The organism is Bradyrhizobium sp. UFLA06-06, from assembly GCF_054820065.1.
The window spans coordinates 37,419-63,639 of the sequence record NZ_JADFUD010000041.1; the positions used below are offsets into that span (position 1 = coordinate 37,419).

Genomic DNA, 26,221 nt, shown 5'->3' on the forward strand with positions numbered 1-26,221 from the left:
TTGCGGGGGAGGGTGGGGAGAGGGGTAAGCCCAGGGCGCTGACGTCAAAGATTTGCGCAGACTGCTTCAATGCTGCCGTGCGCGTTCTCAGCAGGAGCGTCCGCTACCAACAGACGTCAGCACAAGCGGCACCCCTCTCCCCAACCCTCCCCCGCAAGGGGGGAGGGAGCCCTTCCACCGGTGTGCGCGGAGCGAAGAAGGGCACGGCAAAACGCGATCGACCACCGCGTGGGTGATCGATCGCGCGAGGTCAGTCGAAGAAGCGTTCGCCGCTACCCCCCGTTCGCCCGCGTCGCCGACGCCAGCCGCCGCTTCTCTTCGCGCTCGGCCAGCACGGTCGCCTTGGTGTTGACGGTCGGGATCGCCGACATGCCCGGGCGCAAGAGGCCGGTGAGGCTGTGATCGTCGAGCACGATCTTCACTGGCACGCGCTGCACGATCTTGGTGAAATTGCCGGTGGCGTTGTCGGGCGGCAGCAGCGCGAATTCGAGGCCGCTGGCCGGCGACAGGCTGTCGACATGGCCCTTCAGCGTGGTGCCGCGAAAACTGTCGACGGTGAGCTCGACCGGCTGGCCGTTGCGCACATGGGTCAGCTGCGTCTCCTTGAAATTGGCGACCACATAGACCGCGTCGAGCGGCACCACCGCCATCAGCTGGGTGCCGGCCTGCACATATTGCCCGACGCGGAGCGTGCGGGCGCCGACCGTGCCGTCGACCGGCGCGGTGATCCGCGCATAGGACAGGTTGAGCTCGGCCTGCTGCTCGACCGCGCGAGCCCTGTCGGCTTGGGCAACAGCCTGGGCGCGCTGCGTGGTCAACACGTCGACCTTGCGCTGGGCCGCCGACAGCGCCGACTTCGCGTGCTGCAATTGCGCGGTGTTGGCGCGCAGCGCCGCGTCGGTCTGTTGCGCGCGTTGAATGGTGCCGGAGCCGGATTTCATCAGCCCGTCGTAGCGGGTCTGCTCTTCTTGCGCGAATTTCAGGTTGGCCTCGGCGGCGGTGACGTCGGCCGTGCTCTGGTCGATGATCGGCTGCTGCAGTTCGAGCTGGGCATCGAGGTTGCGCACCGAGGCTGTGGCGGCGTCGACATCGGCCCCGGCCTGGCCGAGCGCGGTGCGGTAATCGCGGTCGTCAATCTCAGCCAGCAACTGGCCGGCCTTCACCGGCTGGTTGTCGGTGACCAGCACCCTGGCGATGTAGCCCGAGACCTTCGGGGCGATGATCGTGGAGTCCGCCTTCACATAGGCGTCGTCGGTGGTTTCGAGGTAGCGGCCGGTGGTGACGTAGTCGTAGCCAAAGTCGGCCGCCACGGCGGCGCCGATGATTGCGGCGAGCCCGAGCGCCACCCGCTTGACCGTTTTCCGCGACGGGCGGAGACCGATTTTTGCCGATTCTTCAGGGACATAAGTGGTGGTCGACATGGCATCCTCCGGGTCGAACATTTGCGTCCTTCCAGAAAGGGCGCCCAGTACGCCCCTTAGATGCAATGTCCTTCCCGCTGTGATAATCCCGATAAAACTGGAAGCATTATCAAGCCAGCGCTGATAATCCGGACCTTGCCGAATGGATCGCCTGACCAGCCTGACCGCCTTCGTCCGGGTCGTGGATACCGGCGGCTTCTCCGCCGCCGGCCGCAAGCTCAACATGTCCACCACCATGGTGAGCAACCACGTCCAGTCGCTGGAGGACCGGCTCGGCGCCCGGCTGCTCAACCGCACCACGCGCAAGGTCAGCCTCACCGAGGTCGGCCAGGCCTATTACGACCGCTGCGTCCAGATCCTCGCCGATATCGAGCAGGCCGACGACATCGCGGGCGCCCAGCAATCGGTGCCGCGCGGCACGCTGCGCATCTTCACCAACACCCATCTCGTCCAGTTCCTGTCGCCGGCGGTGGCCGAGTTCCTCGCTACCTATCCCGAGGTCAAGGTCGATCTCACGATCGGCGAGCGCAATGCCGATCTGATCGACGAGAATTACGATCTCGCCGTGCGCATGGTGCCGCCGCCGGACTCCAGCCTGATCGTGCGCACCATCGCGACCTGGCGCCACGTGCTGTGCTGCTCGCACGGCTATATCGAGCAGCACGGCAAGCCAACGCTGCTGGCCGACCTCTCCGCGCGCAACTGCATGCGTCACGCCAATTACCCCTATGGCGACGAGTGGCGCTTCGCCGACCGCAAGGGCACGCCGGCCGCGGTGCGGGTCTCCGGAAATCTGATTTCGAACAGCGGCGAGACGCTGAAGCTCGCGGCGCTGGCCGGCGTCGGCGTCTTTCTCGCGGCCGGCTTCCTGGTCCGCGACGAACTGGAGTCGGGACAACTGGTCCGCCTGCTGCCCGAATATCGGCCGGTCGAGCTCACGATGAACGCCGTCTATCCGCACCGCCATCATCTCTCGGCGAAGGTCCGCACCTTCATCGACCTCCTGGTCCGTCACGCCACCGAGCAGCAGAAGCTGATCAATCCGTATTCGTGAGCAAAGGTGCCGCGTACGCAAATCCATCTCCGTCATCCTGAGGTGCGAGCGGAGCGAGCCTCGAAGGATGAATCGGCCAGAGAAGTGGCCGTCCATCCTTCGAGGGCCGCGAAGAAGCGGCCACCTCAGGATGACGGGACTGGCAGCGTCGCGCATCCTTCCCGCGTCATGACGGCCCGGCATCCCTTGCATGGCGTTCGCGTGTATGAAGACGCCACCGTCTGCCGCCGGGGCCTGCCATGCCGCTTCGTCTTCTCGCATCATTCCTGTTCGCGCTCGCAGCAAACCTGCTGCTGCAACAGCCGGCGCTCGCCGCCTATCCCAATCACATCGTCAAGATCGTGGTGCCGTTCGCGCCGGGCGGCGGCACCGATGTCGTGGCGCGGACGCTGGCGCAGGAGATGCAGAAGGATCTCGGCGTCACCGTCATCATCGAGAACAAGCCGGGGGCGGGCACCATCATCGGCACGCAGAGCGTTGCGGCGAGTCCATCCGACGGCTACACGCTGCTGATGGCGACCTTCGCCAACGCGGTCAATCCGAGCCTCTACAGCAAGCTGCCCTATGACGCGCACAAGGATTTTGCGCCCGTGGCGCTGGTAGCGCGCTCGTTCAACGTCGTCGTGGTCAATCCGGCTTCGCCGATCAAGTCGATCGCCGATCTGATCGCGGCCGCGAAGGCCGATCCGGAAAAGCTGTCCTACGGCACCTATGGCACCGGTACCTCGGCGCATCTCGCCGGCGAACTGTTCAAGCACATGGCCGGGGTCAATCTCACCACCGTTCCCTACAAGGGCGCGGCGCCCGCCATCACCGACCTCTTGGGCGGCCAGATCCAGGTGATGTTCACCACGGTGGCAAGCTGCGCCTCGCTGGTCGAGGCCGGGCAGCTGCGCGCGATCGGAGTGACATCGGCTGAGCGCTCGGCCGCGTTCCCGCAATTGCCGACGGTGTCGGAAGCCGGCGCATCCGGCTATGTCGCCGAATCCTGGTACGGCCTCTACGCGCCGGCGAATACGCCGCCGGACATCATCGACCGCCTCAACAGATCGGCGGCCAAGGCCGTGCAGGCAGAGGCCTTCAAGAAGCTCAGCGTCAATGAGGGCCTCGTGATGGTGGCCTCACCGCCGGCCGAGCTCGACCGCTACTTTGCCGGCGAGGAGGCGCGCTGGCGCAAGGTGATAAAGGACGCCGGCATCAAGGCCGAATAGGCGGCATGCACCAGGTGACGATCACATCTTTTTGCGTCGCATTGCCGTAACCGTGATTCTAGACGCAACGGACCGGTTCCTGGATCGTTGCCATGATCAGCGGAACCGCCCGCCTTGAGCTGTGTCTTGGGTCAAAGAGTAGGCCATGTGGATTTTGTTGCTGCTGCCGTTCATCGGCTTGCTGTGGGTGCCGTTCTATAATTTCGTCGAGCCCTCCCTGTTCGGCTTTCCCTTCTTCTACTGGTACCAGCTCGCCTGGGTGCCGATCTCCTCGCTTCTGATCTGGCTGGTCTATCGCAGCCGCCGGCCTGATGCCGACGAGCCGCGGTGAGGGGACAGCCATGACCGATCACATCGCCTGGGTGGCGCTCTGCGTCTTCATCTTCTTCTTCGCGCTCGTCACCGTGATGGGCTTCTTCGCGGCGCGCTGGAAATCCGGCCCGGTCAGCGAGCATCTCGACGAATGGGGCCTCGGCGGCCGCCAGTTCGGCACCTGGATCACCTGGTTCCTGGTCGGCGGCGACTTCTACACTGCCTACACCGTGATCGCGGTGCCGGCGCTGGTCTATGCGGTCGGCGCCTATGGCTTCTTCGCGCTGCCCTACACCATCATCGTCTATCCCTTCGTGTTCGCGGTCATGCCGGTGCTGTGGAAGAAGGCGCATGCAAGCAGCTACGTCACCGCCGCCGATGTCGTCCACGGCGCCTATGGCTCGCGCGCGCTCGAGCTTGCGGTGGCGTTGACCGGCCTGGTCGCGACCATGCCCTACATCGCGCTGCAGCTGATCGGCATGGAGGTCGTGATCAAGGCGATGGGGCTGTCCGGCGAACTGCCGATCATCGCTGCCTTCGTCATCCTCGCACTTTATACCTATAGCTCTGGCCTGCGGGCGCCGGCACTGATCGCCTTCGTCAAGGACATCATGATCTACATCGTGGTGCTGACCGCCGTGGTCGTGGTGCCGGCAAAGCTCGGCGGCTATGGCGCGGTGTTCGCGGCGGCCAACGACGCCTTCACGGCAAAGGGCGGCGCGACCGGCCTGACGCTGAAGCCTTCACAATATCTGCCCTATGCGACGCTGGCGCTGGGCTCGGCGCTCGCCGCCTTCATGTATCCGCACACGCTGACCGGCATCTTCGCCTCGAAGTCGGCGGATACCATCCGCAAGAATGCGATCCTGCTGCCGGCCTATACGCTCTTGCTCGGCCTGATCGCGCTGCTCGGCTACATGGCCCATGCCGCCAACATCAAGGTGACGTCGCCGAACGACGTGGTGCCGATGTTGTTCAAGACGCTGTTCCCGGAATGGTTCGCGGGCTTTGCGTTCTCCGCGATTGCAATCGGCGCCTTGGTGCCGGCGGCGGTGATGAGCATCGGCGCCGCCAATCTGTTCACCCGCAATGTCTGGAAGTCCTATGTCAATCCGGAGATCTCGCACGCCGGTGAGGCGTCGGTGGCGAAGATCACATCGCTGGTGGTCAAGGTCGGCGCGCTCGCCTTCATCCTGTTCCTGCCGACGCAATATGCGCTCGACCTGCAACTGCTCGGCGGCCTCTGGATCGTGCAGACGCTGCCGGCGCTGGTGTTCGGCCTGTTCACCGTCTGGTTCCGCGCCGAAGGGCTGCTGCTCGGCTGGGCGGCCGGCATCGGCTGGGGCACGTATACGGCGTGGAGCAACGGGCTGAAGCCGCTCGCCAGCATCTCGTTCGGCGATTCCAGCTACAGCTTCTATGTCGGGCTCGGCGCGCTGCTGCTCAACATCGTCGTGGCGGTGCTCGCGACCGTCGTGGTCGGCCTGATATCACCCGCCAAGCGCAGCGCGGCGGCCTGAGCCGTCGCCTTGGTCTGACGGGGCGGAGGCAAGTCGCGCGGTGAGCCGCGCGACCTCCGCCCTGGTCTTCTCGATCGCGGCATCCTTCACCGGCCCATAGCCGCGGAGCTCCATCGGCGCCTTTGCCAGCGCGACCAGATCGGGCAGCCGTGCCTCGTCGAGCTTGCCGAGCATGGTCTCGATCAGCGCCTCATACCAGCCGATCAGTTCGCGCTCGGCGCGGCGCTCCGCGCTGTAACCGAACACGTCGAACGCCGTGCCGCGCAGCCCCTTGAGCCGCGCGAGCAACCGCAGCGGCGTCTGGATCCATTGGCCGAACGCGCGCTTCTTCGGCCGTCCCCGTGCATCACGTCGCGCCGGGAGGAACGGCGGCGCAAGGTGATATTGCACCGTGAAGTCGCCGTCGAACTCGCGCTTGAGCTCGTCAAGGAAGCCGGTCTGCATATGCAGCCGCGCCACCTCGTATTCGTCCTTGTAGGCCATCAGCTTGAACAGCGCGCGGGCGACGGCGTCGGTGAGGGGAAGATCTTGTCTGCTTGATTCGATCTGTCCGCGTGCCCCGTCCGCCTCTCCCGCTTGCGGGGGAGGCCGGATCGCATCGACAGATGCGATCCGGGTGGAGGCTCTCTCCGCGATACGATTCGTGGTGGGACCCCCACCCCAACCTCGAGAGCGAGCTTCGCTCGCCTCGGACCCCGCAAGCGGGAGAGGGGGCGCACCTCCGTCGCGGCTGCTGCTCAGCGTGGCCTCGGCGCGGCGGACGCGATCGACCGTGGTCCGATAGCGCGCGGCGTAAGCCGCGTCCTGGTACTCACTGAGGAAATCCGCGCGGCGCGCGATCACCTGCTCCAGCGTCTCTGGTACATCGGCCGCAGCACCGTCGGCCTTCGGCAAGAACTCCGGATCGGCGAACGCGATCCGGCCCCAGGCCAGCGCCTGCCTGTTGCGCTCGATGGCGACGCCGTTCAATTCGATCGCGCGGGTCAGCGCCTCCAGCGAGACCGGCACCAGGCCCTGCTGCCAGGCAAAGCCGAGCATCATGATGTTGGCATAGACGCTGTCGCCAAGCAGCCGCTCGGCCAGCGCGTTGGCGTCGATCATGGTGAGGTTGCCCGACCCGATCACCCGCTCGATCGCGCGCAAGCGAACCGGCGAGGCGAGGTCGGCATCGCGAAATCGCACCACATCGCCGGTCGGCATCTCGGCGATATTGACCGCAGCGCGCATCCCCTTGCGATAGGTGCCGGACGCTTTTGCCGACGAGCTCACCACAAGGTCGCAACCGATCAGCGCGTCGGCTGCGCCCTGGTCGATTCGCACCTGGTGCAGCGCGTCGGGCGTAGCCGCCAGCCGCAGATAGCTCAGCACGGGGCCGAACTTCTGCGCGAAGCCTGTGAAGTCGAGCACCGAGACGCCGCGGCCCTCGAGATGCGCAGCCATCGCGATCAACGCGCCGACGGTGATGACGCCGGTGCCGCCGACACCGGTGACGAGGAGATCGTAGGGACGCTCGAGCGCCGCGAGCTCCGGCACCGGCAGCGCCGCCGCGCGCGCGAGCGGATCGATCGCGCTTGCCGTCTTCGCCCGCCGCTTGCCGCCTTCGATCGTCACAAAGCTCGGGCAGAAGCCGTTGAGGCAGGAAAAATCCTTGTTGCAGGTCGAGAGGTTGATCCGGCGCTTGCGTCCGAACGGCGTCTGCTTCGGCTCGACGCTGAGGCAGTTAGATTCCACCGAGCAGTCGCCGCAGCCTTCGCAGACGAGGTCGTTGATGAAGGCGAAGCGCGCGGGATCCTCGATCGTGCCGCGCTTGCGCCGCCGCCGCTTCTCGGTGGCGCAGGTCTGCTGATAGATCAGCACGGTGACGCCCGAAATCTCGCGCAGCTCGCGCTGCACGGCGTCCATTTCCTCGCGCGGATGGATGGTGACGCTGGCGGGCAGGTCGGCCGGCGAAAAATGCGCGGGATCGTCCGACACCAGCGCGATCCGCGCGACGCCCTCGGCACGGACAGAGTGTGCGATCGCCTGCACGCTGACCGGGCCGTCGACCGGCTGGCCGCCGGTCATCGCCACCGCGTCGTTGAACAGGATCTTGTAGGTGATGTTGGCTTTGGCGGCGATCGCCTGCCGGATCGCCATCGAGCCGGAGTGATAATAGGTGCCTTCGCCGAGATTCTGGAACACATGGCTGTTGCCGGTGAATTTCGACGACGCCGCCCAGTTGACGCCTTCGCCGCCCATCTGGATCAGCGACGAGGTCTCACGGTCCATCCAGCTTGCCATGAAATGGCAGCCGATGCCGGCCAGCGCCTTGGAGCCTTCCGGCACCTTGGTCGAGGTGTTGTGCGGGCAGCCCGAGCAGAAATACGGTGTACGGGTCGCGCCCGGCACCGCGATCATGCGGTCCTGTTCGGGCACCAGCGCGGCGACGCGGCGGGCGAGTTGCAATTCCGGAAACATCGGATCGAGACGCCGCGCGAGCACGTCGGCGAGCATGCGCGGCGACAATTCGCCGGTCCAGGAGATCAGTCGCGCGCCGCTCTCGTCATGCTTGCCGACCATCCGCTCCGGCTTGGCGCCGGGATAGTCGTAGAAATACTCCTTGAACTGGCTCTCGATGATGCCGCGCTTCTCCTCGACCACGAGGATCTCGCGCTTGCCCGTCACGAACTCCATCGCGTCGTGCAGCGCCAGCGGCCACACCATGCCGACCTTGTAGATGTCGATGCCGAAGCGGCGGCAGGCGGCTTCATCCAGCCCGACCAGCCGCAGCGCCTCCATCAAATCGAGATGCGCCTTGCCCGTGGTGACGATGCCGTAGCTCGCATGCTTGATATCGTAGATGTGGCGGTCGATCGGATTGGCTTTCGCGAACGCGTAGACCGCGTGCTTCTTCGCCTCCAGCCGCTCCTCGATCTGCGGGCCCGGCAGATCCGGCCAGCGATAATGCAGGCCGCCGGGCGGCGGCACGAAATCCGGCTGCACGAAACGGCGCGGCGGCCGCAGCTCGACCGAGGCGCCGGATTCCACGATCTCCGAGATCGCCTTGAAGCCGACCCACATGCCGGAAAACCGGCTCAGCGCGTAGCCATATTCACCGAAGGCGAGATATTCGCCGACATCGGCCGGATGCAGCGTCGGCATGAACCAGCTCATGAAGGCGACGTCGGACTGGTGCGGCATCGAGGACGAGACGCAGCCATGATCGTCGCCGGCGACGACAAGCACGCCGCCATGCGGCGAGGAGCCATAGGCATTGCCGTGCTTCAGCGCATCGCCGGAGCGGTCGACGCCGGGGCCCTTGCCGTACCACAGGGCGAACACGCCATCGACCTCGCGATCCCTCTGCGTCTCGACCTGCTGCGAGCCGAGCACGGCGGTCGCGGCGAGGTCCTCATTGACCGCGGGCAGGAATTCGATGCGGCTGTCCTTGAGCTGCTCGCCGATCTTCCACAGTTCGAGATCGACGCCGCCGAGCGGCGAGCCGCGATAGCCGGAGATGAAGCCCGCGGTGTTGAGCCCGGCGGCGCGGTCGCGCCGCGCCTGGTCGAGCGCGATGCGGACGATCGCCTGCGTGCCGGTGAGGAAGACGCGGCCGCGGTCGCGGCTGTAGCGCTCGGACAGCTGGTAGGCGTCGAGCAACGGCATCTGGCCCATGACTGACCCCTCCGGGAATCGCGATGTCTGATCCGACAAGGCTATGCCTGTGGGCCTGGTAGGTCTTACCTATCCATTCATTCGCCGTGGAAAAATCGGCAGGATGTTGCTGAAAGTGATATAATTCGGTAGAATCTACCAAATCGGAGGGCTCGCAGTGATCGAAGAGCAGGACGAGAAAATCCTCGCCGAGCTGCAGAAGGACGGCCGCGCCACCAATCAGCAGCTTGCGGAAACCGTCGGGATGTCGACCTCCGCGTGCTGGCGCCGGGTCCGCGCGCTGGAAGAGTCCGGCGTCATCTCGGGCTATTCGGCGCTGGTCGCGCGCGAGCGCGCAGGCTTTGCGACCTCGGCGATCCTGCACGTCTCGCTGGAGCGGCACGACGTGAAGTTCGTCGACGAGTTCGTCGCGCGGGTGATGAAGCGCCGCGAGGTGCTGGAATGCTTCGCGACCACCGGCGACGCCGATTATCATCTGCGCGTCGTGGTGCGCGACATGGACGCCTACAACAAATTTCTCGACGAGTTCATGTTCCGCATCCCCGGCATCCGCCACGTCCGCACCAACGTGATCCTTAAGGAGATCAAGACCGGCGTGGCGTTGCCGTTTTAGCTCGTTGCAGCGCTTCGTAGGATGGGTAGAGCGCAGCGAAACCCATCACTCGTGCCGCGGGTGCGCTTGATGGGTTTCGCTTCGCTCTACCCATCCTACGAGGATACGGGTCATGCCGCCTGTTCTGCCGATTTGGCCCGCATCAGCAGCATGAACACCATGACATGGCTGACCAGCAGCAGCGGCACGTAGAGAGCCGGAATGTAGATGCCGGCGCCGAACAGGCCGGGATCGCCGATCTTCACGCCGTTGTAATAGGCGTTGAGCAGATCCAGCGTGCCCCAGACGTTGAACACCCAGACGATCGGAATCGCGATCGCCCAGCGCCAGGACAGCGCGGCCATGGCAAGCAGCGCGAGACCGGCGGCGGCGAGATCGCCCCATCCGACCTCAGCCGCGAAATCCGCGCTCAACTGCGGCGACACGAACCCGGTGACCATAAAGTTCATGCCCAGGAACCTGAACGCATGGAACGCTGCGAGCAGTCTGAGCGCGTTATCACGTGGCATCGCGCGGACCGTCGGCCAGACATAGGTGACGGCTACGACAGCACTTGTCAGAAACGCACCGGCGACGCTGAGGACGAATGGAAGATTGAAGCCCGGGGGCATCGGCGGATTCCCTTCTGTTGTCGATTGGGTTCGCTCGAAACGCGCTTAGGGCCTGGCGAGTAACAGGCGGAGCGGCAGCAGCGGGCCGACCCCGATGTACTCGTGATCCATCAGATCGAGTTTGGACAACGGCAGACCCTCCATGATCGCGTGCGCCTCGGCGGCATCCTTGGCATCGAGCAGCAGGACCACGCCGCGTCCGTCGGACCGCGAATACCATTCGCGAATCTTGCCGTTGAGATAGAGCTGCACGGTCTGCCGGATTTCGTCCGGCATCACGGCCATCACCTGATCGCGGGTGACGCCGGCTTTCGCGGTGAGGATGACCATCACGCCGGTGGTGACGGTGGAGGTGGCTTGGGCTTGAGCTTGGGCAGGGGAGGGAGTGGTCATGGAAGTGGTGCCTGTCAAAGTGAGGGTGAGAGCCAGGATTGTGTGACGGATTGCTTGCATCGGTCGCATGTCTCCGTTCACGACGGATGTCGTGATGTCGTGATGTCGGGTGAGCAGCGCGTGTCGCGCTGCCGCCGCTTGTGGCTCCGATGTAATGCGGCTTTCCGCGAGCGACTATTCGCGATAATGTTCACGGGCCATGAAGCAGAGCTTCACAGTCCGGCAGGGCGCGCTCGACGGCGTCGAGGCATTCCTGGCCGTCGCCCAGCACCGCAGCTTTCGCCGCGCGGCGGCCGAGCTCGGCGTCACGCCGTCGGCGATCAGCCAGGCGGTGCGCGCGCTCGAGGCGCGCCTCGGCGCTGTGCTCTTCATTCGCACCACCCGCAGCGTCGGGCTGACCGACGCCGGCGAACGATTCCTGGCGCGCGCAAGACCGGCATTCGAGGAGCTGGTCGCGGCGAGCGGGGCGGCGCGCGAGCTCGGGCAGAAGCCCGCCGGGCTGTTGCGCCTCACCGTGCCGCGCTCAGTGGTGCCGATCCTGCTGGAGCCGCTGATCGCCTCGTTCTGCAAGGCCTATCCCGAGATCGAGGTCGAGCTCGCCGCCAGCGAGGAACTGGTCGACCTCGCCGCCGGAGGCTTCGATGCCGGCATCCGCATGGGCCAGTTCATCAACCCGGACATGGTCGCGGTTCGCCTGACCAAGCCGTTCCCGTTTGCCATCGTCGGCAGCCCGGACTATCTCGCGCGCCGCGGCCGCCCCAAACGCCCGGACGATTTGCGCGCGCATGCGTGCCTCCGTTTGCGACGATCGAACGGTGGCCTCGCGCCATGGTCGCTGAACGACAATGGCCGTTCGATCGAGCTTGCCGTGTCGGGATCCTTCATCGGCCATGATTTCCCGACGCTGGTCGGCGCGGCGGTCGAAGGTGTCGGACTGGCGCAAGTGCCCGCACCGCTGGTATCAGGCGCCGTGAAGGAGAAGAAGCTCGTCCGTGTGCTGGAGCCATTCGCGCCGACCACGCCGGGCGTGTTCCTCTACTATCCCGGCCACCGCCAGATCATGCCGAAGCTGCGCGCCTTCATCGATCACGTGAAGAGCAGGCCGCGGGCCGCGCGGTGAGCCAAATGTAGGTTGGGTGGAGCGAAGCGATACCCATCGTCGTGCAGTGGATTCGAGACGATGGGTTTCGCTTCGCTCTACCCATCCTACGCAGCATGTTTTGCTTGCCGCTGCGAGAGCGGCGAAACGAAATGCAAGGTTTGGACGGTTCATGTCGCGAGAATGCGGACGTACGACTCCACAAACTCGCCGTCGTCCCGGCGAAAGCCGTGACCCATAACCACCGATGCTCATTGTTGCGCGACGCCTTGGCTGCAGCCTTCTTCAACAACTCAACCCTGTGGTTATGGGTCCCGGCTTTCGCCGGGACGACGAATGGAGAGAGAAGCGACCAGCTCCATCACCGTCATGCTGAGGTGCGAGCGCAGCGAGCCTCGAAGCACGACGGCCCGGCTCTCGACGCAAGGATGGAGCGGGGGCCGTGCATCCTACGAGGCTCGCTTCGCGAGCACCTCAGGATGACGGCTCTAAAGCGGTCCGGCGTGCCTCACACTTTCTCCCTCACGAACCGGTTCCGCAATGTCCCGATCCCGGTGATGTCGATCTCGACGACGTCGCCGTCCTTGAGGTCCGGCGAGGCGCCGTCGGTGCCCATCCAGATCACATCGCCGGGCGCCAGCGTGAAGTATTTCGAAAGCTCGACGAGGAAGGGCACGATGCCGAAGATCATCTCGTTGGTGTGGAAGCGGCCGGTCTCCTTGCCGTTGACGCGGATCGCGGTCTCCATGCGGTCGAGGTCGACATCGGTCTCGATCCACGGGCCCATCGGCTTGAAGGTGTCGGCGTTCTTGGCACGCCACAGCCCGCGATCGGCCTTCTGCCAGCTGCGTTCGGAGACGTCGTTGCCGATGGTGTAGCCGAACACGCAGTCCATCGCGTAGGCTTCGGTCAGATGCTTGGCTTTCTTGCCGATCACGACGACGAGCTCGCCCTCGTAGTGGATCTTCTCGGTGGCACCAGCCGGGATCACGACGTTCTCGTCATGCGCGATCAGCGCGTTCTGCGCGCGGTATCCGATCTCGGGACGGTCGGGCACGTTCGGCACAGTGCCGGCCTTGTCGGCGGCTTCCTTGAGATGCTTCAAATAATTCAGCCCGACGCAATAGAAGGTGCGCGGGATCAGCGGCAGCTCGATCTTGACGTCCTTCAATGCGTGGGTCTTCGACGTCTTGCTCCATTCGCCGAAGGGATCGCCGTTGACGGTGATGACGGTGTCGCCCTCGACGAGGCCCCAGGAAGTCGTGCCCGCGGCGGTGAATTTCAGCCAGCGCATGGTGATGTCCTTCTATTCCGCGGCCTGCGCGCGGGTCTTCCAGGCGCCCGCGGCCGGGCGCTTGAGCCCGAGATTTTCGCGCAGCGTCGTGCCGGCGTAGTCCTTGTGGAACAGCCCGCGCTTCTGCAACTCGGGCACCACGTGGTCGACGAAGTCGGCATAGGAGCCCGGCACATAGCTCGCCGCGACGACGAAGCCGTCGCAGCCGCGACCTTCGAACATTTCCTCCAGCCGGTCGGCGATCTCCTTCGGGCCGCCGACCATCGCGTCCTGCACCTGGCCGCGGCCGGAGAAGGTGATGAAGTCGCGGGTCGAGGGATTGCTCTTGCCGGAGGTGCGCAGCACGCCGTCGCGGATGCCGAGCATGCCTTGCATGCCCTGCAGCTCCTCTGATGTCAGCGGCTCGTCGATCGGTTTGGCGCCGAAATCGAAGTTGAGGCCTTCGGCGAGCAGCGACAGCGCGTCGATCTCGAGCGGCAGCTTCTGGATCACCGCCATCCGGTCCTCGGCCTCGGCCTTGGTCGCGCCGGTGACCGGCGTGATCAAATTGCAGAGGAACATCTGGTCGGGATCTCGCCCGGCCTTGGCGGCTTCGCCCCGGATCGCGTCATAGCCCTGCTTGGCATTGGCGAGGTTGCGCGCCGCGGTGAAGATCACCTCGCCCCAGCGCCCGGCAAAGCGCTGGCCGCGGCCGGAAGCGCCGGCCTGGATCACGACGGGATGGCCCTGCGGCGAGCGCGGCACCGTGAACGGGCCGCGCGAGGTGAAGAATGCGCCCTTGTGGTCGAGCCGCTTCACTTTGGTCGGATCGGCGAAGCGACCGCTCTTCTTGTCGATCACCAGCGAACCGTCTTCCCAGGCGTCCCAGTGGCCGAGCACCACCTCCATGAACTCGTCGGCGCGGTCATAGCGGTGATCGTGCTCGAGATGCTGCTCGCGGCCCATGTTGAGCGCTTCGCCGTCATTGACCGAGGTCACCACGTTCCAGGCGGCGCGGCCACCCGTCATCAGGTCGAGCGTGGCGAAGCGGCGGGCGACGTCGAACGGCTCGAAATAGGTGGTGGAGGCGGTCGAGGCGAGGCCGAGCTTGGTGGTGACCATGCCCATCGTGGTCAGCACCACGATCGGGTCCATCTTCACGCAGCGGATGCCGTATTCGACGGTGTGGGCGTGATCGTTGCCATAGCGATCGGGCATTGCGAGACGATCGTCGAAGAACGCCATGTGGAACTTGCCGCGCTCCAGGATGCGCGCGATCTCCTGATAGTAGTCCGCCGACATCGAATCGTCGCGCGACTCCGGGTGGCGCCACGAACTTGGCAGGTTGGTGCAGTTCTGCGCCTGCAAAAAGCCAACCAGCGCCATTTGCCGTGTCATGTCGTTCTCCTGTGTCCGGAACTATCAGCGAAGGTCGAGCTGGTCGGTGAGCTTGTAATCGGCGGCGAGCGCCTTGAGCTTGTCCCAGGTCGCATCCTCGATCTCGATGCCGTCCTTGCGCCGCTGCTGCTCGCGCAGATATTCGATCTCGCCGGGATAGAACACGCCGCGGCTCCCTTCCGAGGGCGGCGTCGATTTCAAATAGCGGGCGAAGTCGGCGACCTCCTTCCTGAAATCCTTCAGCGGACGGAATGCGGCGACGTTGAACACCGCCATGAAGCAGCCGTCGTTATGCCGGCCGGTCGGCTCGACGCCGAAACCGAGCCCGGTCAGGAGGCCGCACAGCACCTCGACCATCGCGGCAAGGCCCGAGCCCTTGTAGCCTTCGCTGCCGCCGAGCGGCAGCAGCGCGCCGCCCTTGCGATAGTCGGCAGGGTCGGTGGTGTCGCGCCCTTCGGCATCGATGATCCAGCCCTTCGGGATACTCTCGCCGCGCGCCACCGCGAGCTGGATCTTGCCGGCGGCGACCGCCGAGGTCGCCATATCGAGGTAGAACGGCGCCTCGAGGTCGGACGGCACCGCGATCGAAAGCGGGTTGGTGCCGAGCCGCGCCTCGCGGCCGCCGAACGGCGCCACATGTTTCGGCGAACGGCCGGAATCGGCAGCCGCAATCCCGATCATGCCTTCGCGCATCGCCATCATCGGGTAATGCGCGAGCCGTCCGACATGGCTCTGCCGGAACACGGTGCAGGCCGCGACATTGGCGGTCTTCGCCTTGTTGATGGTCATCTCCATCGCCTTGGCGTTGACGTGGAAGCCGAAGCCCCAATGACCGTCGATCACGGTCGTGGTCGGCGTCTCCTGCACGACGGTCCATTTCGCGCCGGGCACGATGTGGCCGGCCTTGATGCGATCGATATAGGTCGGGATTGCGATCACGCCGTGGGAGTCGTGGCCGGCGAGGTTGGCGTTGACGCAGCCGGAGGCGACGGCGCTCGCCTCCTCCTCCGATGCACCGGCACCCCTAAGGAGTGCCGCGCCGATGCGCGTGAGACGGTCGGCCTGGACGATCGGCATGGGATTTTCCTCGCGGTCTGCCCGCGTGATGCGCGGGTCGTGCTTGCTGTTGTCGAAGTCATGCTCTCAAAGCCCCGAGGGGCGAGCAAGGGCAGAAAATCCGGGCGGCTATACCGGGAGCAGGGTACTCGCCGCCGCGATTTCACAGAGTGGAACGGGCGCGGTCGCGATGCGGAATTTGGCTGCTCCGGCGGCGCCGGCAGGGCGCTCATCCGGGCGCCACGGCCCTCCGCCTCAGGCTGGCACACCGGTGTCCGTAATATCCCGGAAAATCGCCGCTCGCGTTCGTCAGCCGTTTACTTTGTCGTGCAACTTGCCGGATACGCTAACCACCACTTAGGCCTCTCGCGGGCAATGTTCCCCGCCAGATTGAAGGGGTTGGCCCCCGGGGCCTTCAAGGATCGTGCAGTCGAGCATCGGGCGTACATTCGCGGCGTTGAGTGCCACCAACGAAGCGATTCTGTACGCGAAATCACCAGAAGAATTGTACGGCAAGGTCTGCGAAGCCGCGTTCTCGAGCGGGAGCTTCCTGGCCGCGACCGTGTTTTTGCTGGAGCCGGATACCGGTCTCTTGAGGTTCGCGGCTGGCTACGGCGACGATGTCGCACGACTACGCAGCATCACCATTTCCGCGATCGCCAATACGCCGGAGGGAGAAGGCGTCGCCGGCCGGGCGTTCCGCGATCAGAACGCCTGCGTCGCCAACGATTATGTCAACGACGCCCGTTCGGTCGCCTGGCGCAGCGGTGCCGCGGCGGCCGGCGTCGGCGCGGCGGCGGCCCTGCCGCTGGTCTGCAACCGGCGCAGCGTCGGCGTCTTCATGGTGACGCGGCGCGAGGCCCAGTCGCTCGGCGACGAGATCGTTTCGCTGCTGGAGCGCATGGCCGCGAACGTGTCCTTTGCGCTCGACAATTTCGACCACGAAGCGTCGCGCAAGAGCGGCGAGCGCGCGATGCGCCGGCTCAACCGCATGTTCGGTGCCATCAGCGCAACCAACGAGGCGATCCTTCGCGCCAAGACCGAGCACGATCTCTATCAGCGGGTCTGCGATGCCGCGGTGTTCAGCGGAAAGTCCTTCGCCACGGTGGTGCTGCTGGCCGAACCAGACACGCACTGGTTCGAGCCCGTCGCCGGCACCGGCGAGGCGCTCGACCTGATCACGCAGACGCGCTTCTCGACCGATCCGGACAACGTCTACGGCAAGGGGATTTGCGGCGAGGCGTTCCGGACCCAGCGGCCCTGCGTCGAGCACGACATCCCGATATCGATGAGCCCGTCGCATGAGCCGATCGGCGGCAGCGGCCTGATGGCCTGCGTGGCGCTGCCGCTCACCCGGTTCGGCAAGAGCGTCGGCGTCCTGATCTTCTTCACCGGCAATTCCTGGGCGCGCGACGAGGAGATCATCGCGCTGCTCGCGGGGATCGCAGAGAATGTCTCGGTCGCGCTCGACAATTTCGGCCGTGCTACCGAAAAGGCCAAGGCCGACGCCGAGCGCGAGCGGCTGTCGCGGATGTTCGCGGCACTGAGCGCGACCAACGAGGCGATCATGCGCGCGAGGTCGCGGCTCGAGATGTTCGAGCTGGTCTGCGCGGCCGCGGCGCATGGCGGCGGGTTCAACTCCACCAGCATCCTGATCGCGAAGCCCGGCGACGATTTCCTGGAGATGATGGCGGTCGCAGGGCCTACCGCGGCAAATGCGCGCCGTCTCAACGTCTCGCGCAGCGAGGCACGCCCCGAAGGGCGCGGCGTCTGCGGCCGGGCGTTCCGCTCGCGGCGCGCCAGCATCAACAACGATTTTCTGGGCGACGTTGCCAACAACCCGTTCCGCGACGTCATCGACCGCGAGGATGCGCGATCGGGCGCGGCATTTCCGCTGATCGTCGACGACGAGCCGGTCGGCGTGATGCTGTTCATCTCCGCCAAGCGCAACACCTTCTCGGCTGAATTCGCCGAGCTGCTGCAGCGGCTCGCCGATAACGTCTCCTATGCGCTGGGGAGCTTCGACCGTGCCGACGAGAAGGCGCGGACCGAGGAGCAGAAGGAGCGGCTGCGGCGGATGTTCGCGGCGCTGAGCGCGACCAACGAGGCGATCATGCGGGCGAAATCCCGCAGCGAGCTGTTCGATCTGGTCTGCGATGCCGCGGCGGTCGGCGGCCAGTTCGTCTCGGCCACGATCAGGCTGGTGCGCCCCGGCGAGGTCTTCCTGGACAATGTGGCCGCCTCGGGCCCCGACCGGGTGCGGGCCCGCGAGGTTCAGCTGTCGGCCGACGCGACGCGGCCGGAGGGACAGACGCTGACCGGCGTTGCGATCCGCACGCGCAGGCCCTGCATCAGCAACGACTATCTCAGCGACTTCGGCTCCGAATCGCACGTCTATCCGGCCGTGCGCGACAGCGGCAGCAAATCAGGCGCAGCCCTGCCGCTGCTCAAGAATGGCGAGGCGATCGGCGCGCTGGTGTTTCTCTCAAGCGAATTCGGCACCTTCAGCCCGGAGATGATGGCGCTGTTGCAGCGGCTTGCCGAGAACGTCTCGTTTGCGCTGGCCAATTTCGATCGCGCCGACGAGAAGGCGCGGGACGACGAGCAGAAGGAGCGGCTGTCGCGGATGTTCGCGGCGCTGAGCGCGACCAATGAGGCGATCATGCGGGCGAAGTCCCGCGCCGAACTGTATCGACTGGTCTGCGCGGCGGCGGCGACCGGCGGCAAGTTCACCTCGACCACGATCGCGCTGGCGCAGACCGGAAGCGACTATCTGCGGATCGTCGCGATTGCGGGGCCGGCGGCGGAGGGCGCGCGCCAGGTGACGCTCTCGACCAGCGAGGCGCACCCCGAGGGCCGCGGCGCCTGCGGCCGGGCGTTCCGCTCGGGCAAGGCGTGCATCATCAACGACTATTTTGCCGATGCCGAGACCGCCGCCTTCCATGAGCGCGCCCGGCTCGATGGAACGCAGTCCAGCGCCTCGTTTCCGCTTGTTGTCAGCGGGCGGGTGGTCGGGGTCATGATCTTCGTCGCGCTCGACAAGGATACCTTCACGCCGGAGTTCGCCGAGTTGCTGCAGCGCCTCGCCGACAATCTGGCGTTCGCGCTCGAGAGCTTCGATCGCGCCGATGAGAAGCACAAGGCCGATGAGCGCATCGAATACCTCGCCTCGCACGACAGCCTGACCAATCTGCCCAACCGCGAGACGTTCAACGAGATGCTGCATCACGCGATCTCGGCGGCGGATCGCCATCGCCGGCAGCTCGCGGTGCTGTTCATCGATCTCGACCGCTTCAAGGTGATCAACGACTCGCTCGGCCACGACGCCGGCGACATGCTGCTGGTGGCGATCGCCGAGCGGCTGCAAGGATCGTTGCGCGCGAGCGACGTGGTGGCGCGGCTCGGCGGCGACGAGTTCGTGGTCATCCTCGAGGAGACCGCCGAACGGGACGACGTCGAGCGCATCGCCGGCGATCTGCTGATCTCGCTCAGCCAGCCGCTGACGATCAGCGGACATGAGTGCCACACCACGGCCTCGATCGGCATCGCGATGTATCCGACCGATGGCTCGGACGTGCAGACGCTGACCAAGAATGCCGACATGGCGATGTATCTCGCCAAGGAAGACGGCAAGAACGGCTTCCGCTTCTTCTCCAACGAGATCAGGGCGCAGTCGATCGAGCGCTTGACGATGGAGAGCGCGTTGCGCCGCGCGCTGGAGCGCAATCAGTTCTCGCTCGACTATCAGCCCAAGGTCGACATGGCGAGTGGAGCGATCAGCGGCGTCGAAGCGCTGCTGCGCTGGACCCATCCGGAGCTCGGCAGGGTATCGCCGGGGCAGTTCATTCCGCTCGCCGAGGAGATCGGGCTGATCGTGCCGATCGGCCGCTGGGTGCTGAAGGAAGCCTGTGCGCAGAACATGACGTGGCAGCGCCGCGGCCTCAAGGCCGTGACGATGGCGGTCAACCTTTCACCGCGGCAGTTCGGCGATCCGAATTTGCTCGACGATATCGACGCGGCGCTGGAGCAGAGCGGCATGTCGCCGGCGCTGCTCCAGCTCGAGGTCACCGAGAGCATGGTGATGCGCAACGTGACGCGCGCGGTACGCGTGCTCGACGCGATCCAGAATCGCGGCATTCGGCTCGCGATCGACGATTTCGGCACCGGCTATTCGTCGATGTCGCTGATGAAGCAGTTCCCGATCGACACCATCAAGATCGATCGCTCCTTCGTGCGCGACCTGCCCAATGATTCCGAGGACGTCGCGATCGCGCAGGCGATCATCTCGATGGGCAAGGCGCTCGGCATGACCATCGTCGCCGAGGGCGTCGAGACCTCCGAGCAGCAGGAATTCCTGCGCGCCCACGCCTGCGACGAGATGCAGGGCTTCCTGTTCAGCCGGCCGCTGCCGCCGCGCGATCTCGCCGAATTGTTGAAGCCGTCGCAGGCAGAGGCGTCGCCGCCGTTGCAGCCTCTGGATGGCGAGGCGACCAGCGAGGCCGGGCCGGATCTAGGGCGGAAACGCGCTGTCGTCTGACGGCTGCACGGGCAGGTCGCGAACGTCGGAATCGGTCGATGCGACTTTGCGCGAGAAATCATAGGGCCACGGCAGGATGTCCTGGCCGGCCAAAGTCTGGCGCAACAGAAGGGCAGCCTCCGCAAAGCTCGCGCCGTCGGTAAGGCGCAGCTGGCGGCTCCAGGTGGATGGCAGCGGTTCGGCGGCATCGCGCATCTCGAATGCCGGCCCCCACCACCAGGCCGGCGCGGGCGGCCGTTCCGGTTCCGCAATGGCGCGCCAGCGCGCGAATTCGTCGACGATGCGGGCAAATTGCAGCTTGGCGGCGGGATGCATCGAAGGCCCTTCCTTGGGCCGGGATGATAGCATTGCTCCCACCTCGCGCAACGCGGCTATTGGCGGCCGTGCTGCCAATGCGCCGTCACGTCGGAGCCCGATTTGTTGAGGTGGACGTGCTGGTCGACATGGTCGACCCAGGACAGCGGAATGAAGTGGTGGTGCTGACCGTCAGGCGAGCTTTGCTTGGTCAGCTTGATCTTGTCGGTGCCTTCCATGTGGTCGACCTTGCCGACCGTTTTCTTGTCCGATGAGATCACATCCATATGTTCCCGAATGTCGGCAGCGTTTGCCATGCGTCATCTCCTCGTCATGATGATGAGGGGATGAAACGCCGCGTGGATGCAAAGGTTGCTAGCCGGTTCCGGCTACTTCTGCTCGACCTCGGTCGCGGTGGCCGGGCCTTCGCCCATGATCAGCAGCACGGCGTCCTCGTCCTTGGCGCCGTCCCAGTGCACCTGCTTGCCGAAATGGGTGACGAAGCTGCCCGCCGGCATCGCCACGGTGCCGTGATCGGGGTCGAATTTCGGACCCGAGCCCACCCACCATGTACCCTTGAGCACCACGATGTAGCGGTCGTTGGGATGGAAGTGCGGACGGCTGAAGTGATTGCCCTTGGTCCATTTGGTGTAGACCATGTAGAAGCCGGGCTTCGAGGGATCGCCGACCACGACCGCATTTTGCGCGCCGCGCGCATCGACCGGGCTCCAGGGAATCTGATCAGGCAGCTTGTAGGTGACAGCGGCAGGATTGAGCTCGGCGGCGGAGCTGACGCTCAGCGTCGCGGCGAGGGCCAGCGGCATCATCAGGTATCGCCAGGATCGGTTCGATGCCGTCATCGGTATGCTCCCAGATCGGATTTCTCGGGCGACTGCCGCGCCCGTATGCCGGATGATGCTAGTCACTCTCGCTCTCGCCCGGCAAGACGCGCCCACGCATGTCTGACCTCAAGATTGCGACAACGATCGGTGACACAACGCAGTTGCAATATGAAAAAGCATTTACGCCGCCGCAGACGATGATAGGTTGCGCGCCAACCAAAAGACGGGAGGATAACCTTGAGGAAGCATCTGTCGATACTGGCGGCGGGACTTGTGATCAGTGCGGCCGCGCTGCAATTTTCCACCACCGCCTCGGGGGACGATGGCTGGGTCACGCTGCTCGACAGCTCCAAGAAGGGTGACTGGGACGAGGTCGGCAAGGCCAACTGGGCCATGAAGGACGGCGCGCTGGTCGCCGACAAGCTCGACGGCAAGGATCTCTCCTATCTCGTGAGCAAGACCCAATACAAGGATTTCCAGATCCGGGCGGAGTTCTGGACCGACGAGGATGCCAACAGCGGCATCTTCATCCGCTGCGAAGGCAACAAGGTGATCGACTCCAAGGTCTGCTACGAGGTCAACATCTTCGACAAGCGGCCGGACCCGACCTACGGCACCGGCGCGATCGTCGACGTCGGCAAGGTCGATCCGATGCCGAAGGCGGCCGGCAAGTGGAACGTCTACGAGATCACGGCGCAGGGGCCGCATTTCGTCGTGACGCTGAACGGCCAGAAGACCGTCGACGCCCAGGACTCCAAGCACGCCAACGGCTATATCGCGCTCCAGTACGGTTCGGGTGTGGTCAAGTTCCGCAAGGTGCAGATCAAGCCGCTCTGACGGCGCAGATTGAGAGGAGCCCGGTCGCTGCGCGGTCGGGCTTCTTCTTGTCTGTCATGCGCTATCGATCGGTCGTCGCCCGATCGTCGCCTTGCGTGCGCAGATGATGGCCGATCACGAGTCCGGTCAGGCACAGCAACAGCCCAAGCGCCGGCGGCGCAAACAGCGCCTCTTCCTGGAAGATGCCGTTCACCAGCACGACCATCGTGCCGAAGGCGGCGAGCCCTTGCATGAGAATTCCCGACGAGGCGTAGAGACGCCAGGCCTTCAGCGCCATCGCCAGGAAGTAGCCGAGCGGCACCAGCGAGCCGATCCCCATTTGGTACAGCAACACGCCGACGGCGCTCTCCACCGCGCCGTCCATCGTGCCGGCCGCCTGCGCGGCGTTCCAGTCGATCGAGAAATAACCTTCGGAGAGGTTGCCGCCGACGCCAAGTCCGCGGCCGATCGGGTTCTGCCGAAAGCCGTCCCAGCCGCCCATGAAGCCGATCACGTGGAAGTCGCCGATCTGGAGTCCGATATAGATCGCCGCGATGGCGTACAGCACGAGGCCGATCAGCGCCACGGCAAGGGTAATGGTGGCGCCGAGCAGCCAGGTTGCCGTCCAGCCCAAGGCGACGAAGATGACCAGGATGAGGGCGCCTTTCACGCTACAGCAAATCAGCAGCGGGATCGCAGCCAGCGCCAGCCAGCGATATCCGACCGCGAACAGGAACAGGATGGAGAAGGCGATGCCGTAACCGAAGCTGATCGGGCTCATATTCGGTCCGAAGATGCGCAGCAACGACGAGAGGCCGAGGTCTTCGAACAACGGGCTGTTGAGAAAGCTGAAACGGAAGCGATCGATCAGATCGACCGGCACCCTGCCGGTTGCGCGCATCTCGGCTTCCCAGGATCCGGAGCGGGTCGCCTTCAGCTCGTCGAAATGCCAGAACGTGTAGCCGTTGGTGATGGAGAGCCAAAAATCGCGGAACAGCAGTTCGACATATCCGCAGACGATCAGCAGCGCGGCAACGGTCACCAGAAAGGGCGTGATGCGGATCTCGAAGGTTGCGGCCGTCAGCAGCGATAGCTGAAACAGAAACAGCGGCAGCGCGATGTTGCGCAGATAGACGAGGGCCGCGTGCGAATCCTGCGTGGCGCCGAGCAGGAAATACGCCGTCACGGTTGCGAGGGTGATCAACCCCCATTTCATCATTCGGTCGATCTCGGCGGAATGTTTCCGCTGGTGCAGCGCATAGAGCGCCAGCGTGACCAGCCACATCACCGCGCAGACCAGGAAATTGTAGCCCTTGACGAAATCCATCTCCTGCTCGGTCGTCATATAGGACGACAGGATCGAGACGAAGAGATTCTGAAAGAAGATGATGAAGATGGCGATCGACGGCGCGTAGGCCGGCACTGCGAGCACGATGGCGCAGCCGATCAGGCTTTCGACGACGATCGCGAGCCCGGCGTTGGCCGCCTGCATGATCGGTGCGAATGCGATCGATGCCACGGCGATGCCGAGGGCAGGAATCAGATCGCCGGCCAACAGCGGCCGCGGGGCTATCTCTGCTCGCACAGGCTCTGACCTAACGTGACCGGACGTGTGGGCGTGCCACACCAGCATCGTCGATCTAGCCGCGCATTGTGTAAGAACCGGTTAACCAGATGGGTCAGCGGGTGCCGAGCAGGGCGCTCAGCGCATCGCGGTCGACCTTGCCGGTGACCGCGTCGGCGAGGCCGAAGCCCTGCGACAGCTCCCAATGGGTCCAGCCCCAGCATTGTTGCCGGGCGTAGGCCGTAACGCCGGCGAGCCAGCGCAGCCGGCTGTCGCGCGGCGCTCCGGCCTTGAGCACGCCGAATTCATTGATGATGATCGGCCGCGAATATTGCCGTTGCCATGCGGCGGCAGGCTCGAGCCATTTGTCGATGCCGCGGTCGGGAATGGCGCGGTCCACCATCGCGAGTGCCTTGCGCTTGTCCAGCGCGGTGAGCTGCTCCCGCAGCTGTCGAACCCTGGGATCGTCGGCGCGGAACGGATAGGGCAATCCGGTGACGTCGTGCAGCGGCTCATTCGGATCCCAATGGGCCTGATGGGTGAAGACCATCGGATCGTAGAAATGAATGGCATAGACGACGTTCGGATCGTCGAGCGGCGTGAAGCCCGGCAGCGAATCCGCGCGCTGCCAGTTGACCGGCCCGGTGACCAGCGTGGTCTGCGGAAGCAGGGCGCGAATGAAGCCCGCCAGCTCGCGGACTTCGCTCTGCCATTGCGCGGCCTCGACATCCGGCTCGTTCAACAATTCCGCAAACACGCGGTCGGACGGATAGCGCTGCATGACAGTTGCGAGCTCGGTCCAGGCGCGCTTCAGTTCGGTCATCGCACTGGTGGGATCGTCCTTGTGCAGCGCGTTGAAGCGCTCGCCGGAATGCAGGTCGATCGATACCGCATAGCCGAGGCCGAGCAAGGTCTTGAGCGCCGCATCGACGGTGCGCAGGCGGCCGTCGATCTCCGCTTTCGCGGCGAAGCGCGGCATGACGAAGTCGGCCGGCACCGGCAGCCGGATGTGGGACATGCCGGCCTTGCGCAACTCGAGCAGCAGGCCGAGGGGCGGCGCCGACCGCGGATCGGCGATCCAGCCGTCGGCATTGACGCCGCGTGACAGCGCCTTGAGCCGGTCGGCCGGGACCCCGTCGATCAAGGCAGGACAGGCCCGCGCGGCGACCGACAGCAGAATGGACGCGCTGACCGCGAGGGCAAGGATCGATCGCCGCGTCATGACCGGTCAGCGTGCGATGGTTGTCGCGGGATCGTGACGGGTTGCGGGGCGCTCACGAATATATTGCCTGTTGTGTTTCGAGCCGGCCGGGGTCGCGGGGCGTCGTCCGAAGGATAAGCTCGGCCAAGCAACGATGCGGTAAAGACGTAACACGAAAATCTAACTTATGCAGGCGCTCGGCAAGGCCGCGCCATCACGCGAACAGGATTAAGCCGCCGTTGCGCGCCCTAGATCCCTCGGACCACGCCCGGCTGGCCCGGTGCGCATTCCAGCGCAGCACGGTCCCAGTTCGCGTTGATGGCCGCTGCCTCATAGCTCGATTGCAGGAATTCGAGCAGCGCCTTGTCGGGGTCTGCAGCCATTCGCACGGCATCGTAGGGCAGGATGAATTCGCCAAGCGCCTCACTGAAGAACGCAGCATCGGGACGTGCCGGCGCGCTGCGATAGCCCGCGGGTTCCGGATAGGCGTAGGAATAGAATGCGGGATAATCGATCGCGCCGCCGCCCGGCCAGAAGCCGGCGCTGCTGACCTCGTGCGAATAGGCTTCGTGCGCCACCTCGTCGGGCAAATGGGGCACGCCGCCGGGATGTCGCGGCGCGGTTCTGCCGGAAAACCGCGTCACCGCGAGATCAAAGCTGCCCCAGAAGAAATGCACCGGGCTCGCCTTGCCGAGGAAGCCGGTCCGGAATTGCTTGAACACGCGATCGCAGTTCACAAGGATCTGGTGAAACCGGCGCACGGCATCCGCATCGTACGATGCATGCTGCGTATCCTGCGAGAAGCGGATCGGGTCGGCGACTTCGTTCGGTATCTCGTCAATGGCGACGTCGATGCCGAGGTCCTTCAGATTGGTCATGACCGCTGCGTAGAAGCTCGCGACCGATTGACCGGCCAGCGCGAATTGCCGTTCGGTGCCGTCGCTGGTCGAGATGCGGAGCACGTGATCGATGAAATCGAAGTCGATCTGGAAGGTGCGATCGCCGTCGGGGATCGGCGAGGTCGTCAGCCCGCGCGCCGTGACATAGAGCGTGACGTGCCAGGAGTGATTGAGCCAGGGCGACTTCGTCAGCCGGATCTTGCCGGCGATCTGGGTGAAGAGCTGGAGCGTGGCACAGCTGTCGCGCCACGCCGCGGTCGGCAGTTCCGGCCAGCGGGTCTTCTGTGTGTTGGTCATGGCAAACCTCTGGGCTGCGCCGACAAGCTGCCTTGCGGCATAGCACGAAAGTGGTCCCGATGACTTCGGGAACCGACACTGCCGAAACAGTGGATCGGGCGGCAATCGTCCGGGAGAGTGCCGCCCTGTTGCGCGAGAATCCGGCCGAGGTTTGAA

The 26,221-nt window shown here is 65.1% G+C and carries 21 protein-coding genes; 8 read left to right on the forward strand and 13 right to left on the reverse strand.

What is annotated here, in order from left to right; all coding sequences use genetic code 11:
• Nucleotides 1–272 precede the first annotated feature (272 nt).
• The gene (locus IF803_RS28755) at nucleotides 273–1,421 is read right to left on the reverse strand and encodes an HlyD family secretion protein (protein WP_461194358.1); all 1,149 of its coding nucleotides are present in this window, start codon (nucleotides 1,419–1,421) and stop codon (nucleotides 273–275) included.
• Nucleotides 1,422–1,563: 142 nt separating this feature from the next.
• Here IF803_RS28755 and IF803_RS28760 point away from each other — a divergent pair, with 142 nt between their 5' ends.
• From IF803_RS28760 to mctP, 4 genes are all read left to right on the forward strand, one after another.
• Nucleotides 1,564–2,475 carry a LysR family transcriptional regulator gene (locus IF803_RS28760; protein ID WP_050385174.1) on the forward strand — a complete coding sequence of 304 codons (912 nt, stop codon included), beginning with the start codon at nucleotides 1,564–1,566 and terminating at the stop codon, nucleotides 2,473–2,475.
• Between the two features lie 239 nt (nucleotides 2,476–2,714).
• Nucleotides 2,715–3,686, forward strand: a complete 972-nt coding sequence (locus tag IF803_RS28765; RefSeq protein ID WP_461194359.1) for a tripartite tricarboxylate transporter substrate binding protein — start codon at nucleotides 2,715–2,717, stop codon at nucleotides 3,684–3,686.
• A 145-nt stretch (nucleotides 3,687–3,831) separates the two neighbouring features.
• Nucleotides 3,832–4,017, forward strand: coding sequence for a DUF3311 domain-containing protein (locus tag IF803_RS28770; RefSeq protein WP_038384255.1), 186 nt, complete (start codon nucleotides 3,832–3,834; stop codon nucleotides 4,015–4,017).
• Nucleotides 4,018–4,027: 10 nt separating this feature from the next.
• Complete coding sequence (mctP, locus tag IF803_RS28775) at nucleotides 4,028–5,518, forward strand: monocarboxylate uptake permease MctP (protein ID WP_461194360.1); 1,491 nt, start codon at nucleotides 4,028–4,030, stop codon at nucleotides 5,516–5,518.
• On the opposite strand, the gene IF803_RS28780 is transcribed toward mctP, so the two are convergent.
• Nucleotides 5,489–9,172 (reverse strand): indolepyruvate ferredoxin oxidoreductase family protein, encoded by a 3,684-nt coding sequence (locus tag IF803_RS28780; RefSeq protein ID WP_461194362.1) that lies wholly within the window; start codon nucleotides 9,170–9,172, stop codon nucleotides 5,489–5,491. The genes mctP and IF803_RS28780 overlap by 30 nt on opposite strands.
• 157 nt (nucleotides 9,173–9,329) lie before the next feature.
• Here IF803_RS28780 and IF803_RS28785 point away from each other — a divergent pair, with 157 nt between their 5' ends.
• Nucleotides 9,330–9,785: an Lrp/AsnC family transcriptional regulator gene (locus tag IF803_RS28785; protein WP_461194363.1), complete on the forward strand. Its 456-nt coding sequence runs from the start codon at nucleotides 9,330–9,332 to the stop codon at nucleotides 9,783–9,785.
• Between the two features lie 110 nt (nucleotides 9,786–9,895).
• On the opposite strand, the gene IF803_RS28790 is transcribed toward IF803_RS28785, so the two are convergent.
• Nucleotides 9,896–10,396: a hypothetical protein gene (locus IF803_RS28790; RefSeq protein ID WP_461194364.1), complete on the reverse strand. Its 501-nt coding sequence runs from the start codon at nucleotides 10,394–10,396 to the stop codon at nucleotides 9,896–9,898.
• A gap of 45 nt (nucleotides 10,397–10,441) precedes the next feature.
• A complete protein-coding gene (locus IF803_RS28795) occupies nucleotides 10,442–10,789 on the reverse strand; it encodes a hypothetical protein (protein ID WP_304498709.1) in 348 nt (115 codons plus the stop codon).
• Between the two features lie 199 nt (nucleotides 10,790–10,988).
• Between IF803_RS28795 and IF803_RS28800 the strand changes: the two genes are divergently transcribed.
• Nucleotides 10,989–11,909, forward strand: a complete 921-nt coding sequence (locus tag IF803_RS28800) for a LysR family transcriptional regulator (RefSeq protein WP_461194366.1) — start codon at nucleotides 10,989–10,991, stop codon at nucleotides 11,907–11,909.
• A 487-nt stretch (nucleotides 11,910–12,396) separates the two neighbouring features.
• Here the strand turns inward: IF803_RS28800 and IF803_RS28805 are convergent, their stop codons facing one another.
• From IF803_RS28805 to IF803_RS28815, 3 genes are read right to left on the reverse strand one after another with little or no spacing between them, the layout of a single operon-like run.
• Nucleotides 12,397–13,182 (reverse strand): fumarylacetoacetate hydrolase family protein, encoded by a 786-nt coding sequence (locus IF803_RS28805; RefSeq protein ID WP_461194368.1) that lies wholly within the window; start codon nucleotides 13,180–13,182, stop codon nucleotides 12,397–12,399.
• A 12-nt stretch (nucleotides 13,183–13,194) separates the two neighbouring features.
• Nucleotides 13,195–14,559, reverse strand: a complete 1,365-nt coding sequence (locus IF803_RS28810) for an LLM class flavin-dependent oxidoreductase (protein ID WP_304498712.1) — start codon at nucleotides 14,557–14,559, stop codon at nucleotides 13,195–13,197.
• A 24-nt stretch (nucleotides 14,560–14,583) separates the two neighbouring features.
• Nucleotides 14,584–15,636, reverse strand: a complete 1,053-nt coding sequence (locus tag IF803_RS28815; RefSeq protein WP_461194370.1) for an Ldh family oxidoreductase — start codon at nucleotides 15,634–15,636, stop codon at nucleotides 14,584–14,586.
• 403 nt (nucleotides 15,637–16,039) lie between these two features.
• Here IF803_RS28815 and IF803_RS28820 point away from each other — a divergent pair, with 403 nt between their 5' ends.
• The gene (locus IF803_RS28820) at nucleotides 16,040–20,152 is read left to right on the forward strand and encodes a bifunctional diguanylate cyclase/phosphodiesterase (protein ID WP_461194372.1); all 4,113 of its coding nucleotides are present in this window, start codon (nucleotides 16,040–16,042) and stop codon (nucleotides 20,150–20,152) included.
• Here IF803_RS28820 and IF803_RS28825 read toward each other — a convergent pair.
• The 3 genes from IF803_RS28825 to IF803_RS28835 all read right to left on the reverse strand — a co-directional run bounded on the left by IF803_RS28825 (nucleotide 20,126) and on the right by IF803_RS28835 (nucleotide 21,306).
• Nucleotides 20,126–20,467 (reverse strand): hypothetical protein, encoded by a 342-nt coding sequence (locus IF803_RS28825; protein WP_461194373.1) that lies wholly within the window; start codon nucleotides 20,465–20,467, stop codon nucleotides 20,126–20,128. The genes IF803_RS28820 and IF803_RS28825 overlap by 27 nt on opposite strands.
• 56 nt (nucleotides 20,468–20,523) lie before the next feature.
• Nucleotides 20,524–20,763: a DUF2171 domain-containing protein gene (locus IF803_RS28830; RefSeq protein ID WP_016846164.1), complete on the reverse strand. Its 240-nt coding sequence runs from the start codon at nucleotides 20,761–20,763 to the stop codon at nucleotides 20,524–20,526.
• A 72-nt stretch (nucleotides 20,764–20,835) separates the two neighbouring features.
• Nucleotides 20,836–21,306 carry a cupin domain-containing protein gene (locus IF803_RS28835; RefSeq protein WP_342709358.1) on the reverse strand — a complete coding sequence of 157 codons (471 nt, stop codon included), beginning with the start codon at nucleotides 21,304–21,306 and terminating at the stop codon, nucleotides 20,836–20,838.
• A 219-nt stretch (nucleotides 21,307–21,525) separates the two neighbouring features.
• Between IF803_RS28835 and IF803_RS28840 the strand changes: the two genes are divergently transcribed.
• A complete protein-coding gene (locus tag IF803_RS28840) occupies nucleotides 21,526–22,125 on the forward strand; it encodes a 3-keto-disaccharide hydrolase (protein WP_461194374.1) in 600 nt (199 codons plus the stop codon).
• A gap of 61 nt (nucleotides 22,126–22,186) precedes the next feature.
• Here the strand turns inward: IF803_RS28840 and IF803_RS28845 are convergent, their stop codons facing one another.
• From IF803_RS28845 to IF803_RS28855, 3 genes are all read right to left on the reverse strand, one after another.
• Nucleotides 22,187–23,659, reverse strand: coding sequence for a hypothetical protein (locus IF803_RS28845; protein WP_461194376.1), 1,473 nt, complete (start codon nucleotides 23,657–23,659; stop codon nucleotides 22,187–22,189).
• 124 nt (nucleotides 23,660–23,783) lie between these two features.
• Nucleotides 23,784–24,890, reverse strand: a complete 1,107-nt coding sequence (locus tag IF803_RS28850) for a glycoside hydrolase family 5 protein (RefSeq protein ID WP_461194378.1) — start codon at nucleotides 24,888–24,890, stop codon at nucleotides 23,784–23,786.
• Nucleotides 24,891–25,117: 227 nt separating this feature from the next.
• Entirely contained in the window at nucleotides 25,118–26,065 is a 948-nt protein-coding gene (locus IF803_RS28855; protein ID WP_461194379.1) for a DUF5996 family protein, read from the reverse strand.
• Between the last annotated feature and the right edge of the window lie 156 nt (nucleotides 26,066–26,221).

Bases quoted from the DNA above. Each gene is read 5' to 3' on its own strand.
- IF803_RS28790 (WP_461194364.1), bottom strand. From the start codon at position 10,396: ATGCCCCCGGGCTTCAATCTTCCATTCGTCCTCAGCGTCGCCGGTGCG.
- IF803_RS28815 (WP_461194370.1), bottom strand. From the start codon at position 15,636: ATGCCGATCGTCCAGGCCGACCGTCTCACGCGCATCGGCGCGGCACTC.
- IF803_RS28795 (WP_304498709.1), bottom strand. From the start codon at position 10,789: ATGACCACTCCCTCCCCTGCCCAAGCTCAAGCCCAAGCCACCTCCACC.
- IF803_RS28770 (WP_038384255.1), top strand. From the start codon at position 3,832: ATGTGGATTTTGTTGCTGCTGCCGTTCATCGGCTTGCTGTGGGTGCCG.
- IF803_RS28765 (WP_461194359.1), top strand. From the start codon at position 2,715: ATGCCGCTTCGTCTTCTCGCATCATTCCTGTTCGCGCTCGCAGCAAAC.
- IF803_RS28760 (WP_050385174.1), top strand. From the start codon at position 1,564: ATGGATCGCCTGACCAGCCTGACCGCCTTCGTCCGGGTCGTGGATACC.
- IF803_RS28825 (WP_461194373.1), bottom strand. From the start codon at position 20,467: ATGCATCCCGCCGCCAAGCTGCAATTTGCCCGCATCGTCGACGAATTC.
- IF803_RS28835 (WP_342709358.1), bottom strand. From the start codon at position 21,306: ATGACGGCATCGAACCGATCCTGGCGATACCTGATGATGCCGCTGGCC.
- IF803_RS28755 (WP_461194358.1), bottom strand. From the start codon at position 1,421: ATGTCGACCACCACTTATGTCCCTGAAGAATCGGCAAAAATCGGTCTC.
- IF803_RS28855 (WP_461194379.1), bottom strand. From the start codon at position 26,065: ATGACCAACACACAGAAGACCCGCTGGCCGGAACTGCCGACCGCGGCG.
- IF803_RS28810 (WP_304498712.1), bottom strand. From the start codon at position 14,559: ATGACACGGCAAATGGCGCTGGTTGGCTTTTTGCAGGCGCAGAACTGC.
- IF803_RS28805 (WP_461194368.1), bottom strand. From the start codon at position 13,182: ATGCGCTGGCTGAAATTCACCGCCGCGGGCACGACTTCCTGGGGCCTC.
- mctP (WP_461194360.1), top strand. From the start codon at position 4,028: ATGACCGATCACATCGCCTGGGTGGCGCTCTGCGTCTTCATCTTCTTC.
- IF803_RS28780 (WP_461194362.1), bottom strand. From the start codon at position 9,172: ATGGGCCAGATGCCGTTGCTCGACGCCTACCAGCTGTCCGAGCGCTAC.
- IF803_RS28830 (WP_016846164.1), bottom strand. From the start codon at position 20,763: ATGGCAAACGCTGCCGACATTCGGGAACATATGGATGTGATCTCATCG.
- IF803_RS28800 (WP_461194366.1), top strand. From the start codon at position 10,989: ATGAAGCAGAGCTTCACAGTCCGGCAGGGCGCGCTCGACGGCGTCGAG.
- IF803_RS28850 (WP_461194378.1), bottom strand. From the start codon at position 24,890: ATGACGCGGCGATCGATCCTTGCCCTCGCGGTCAGCGCGTCCATTCTG.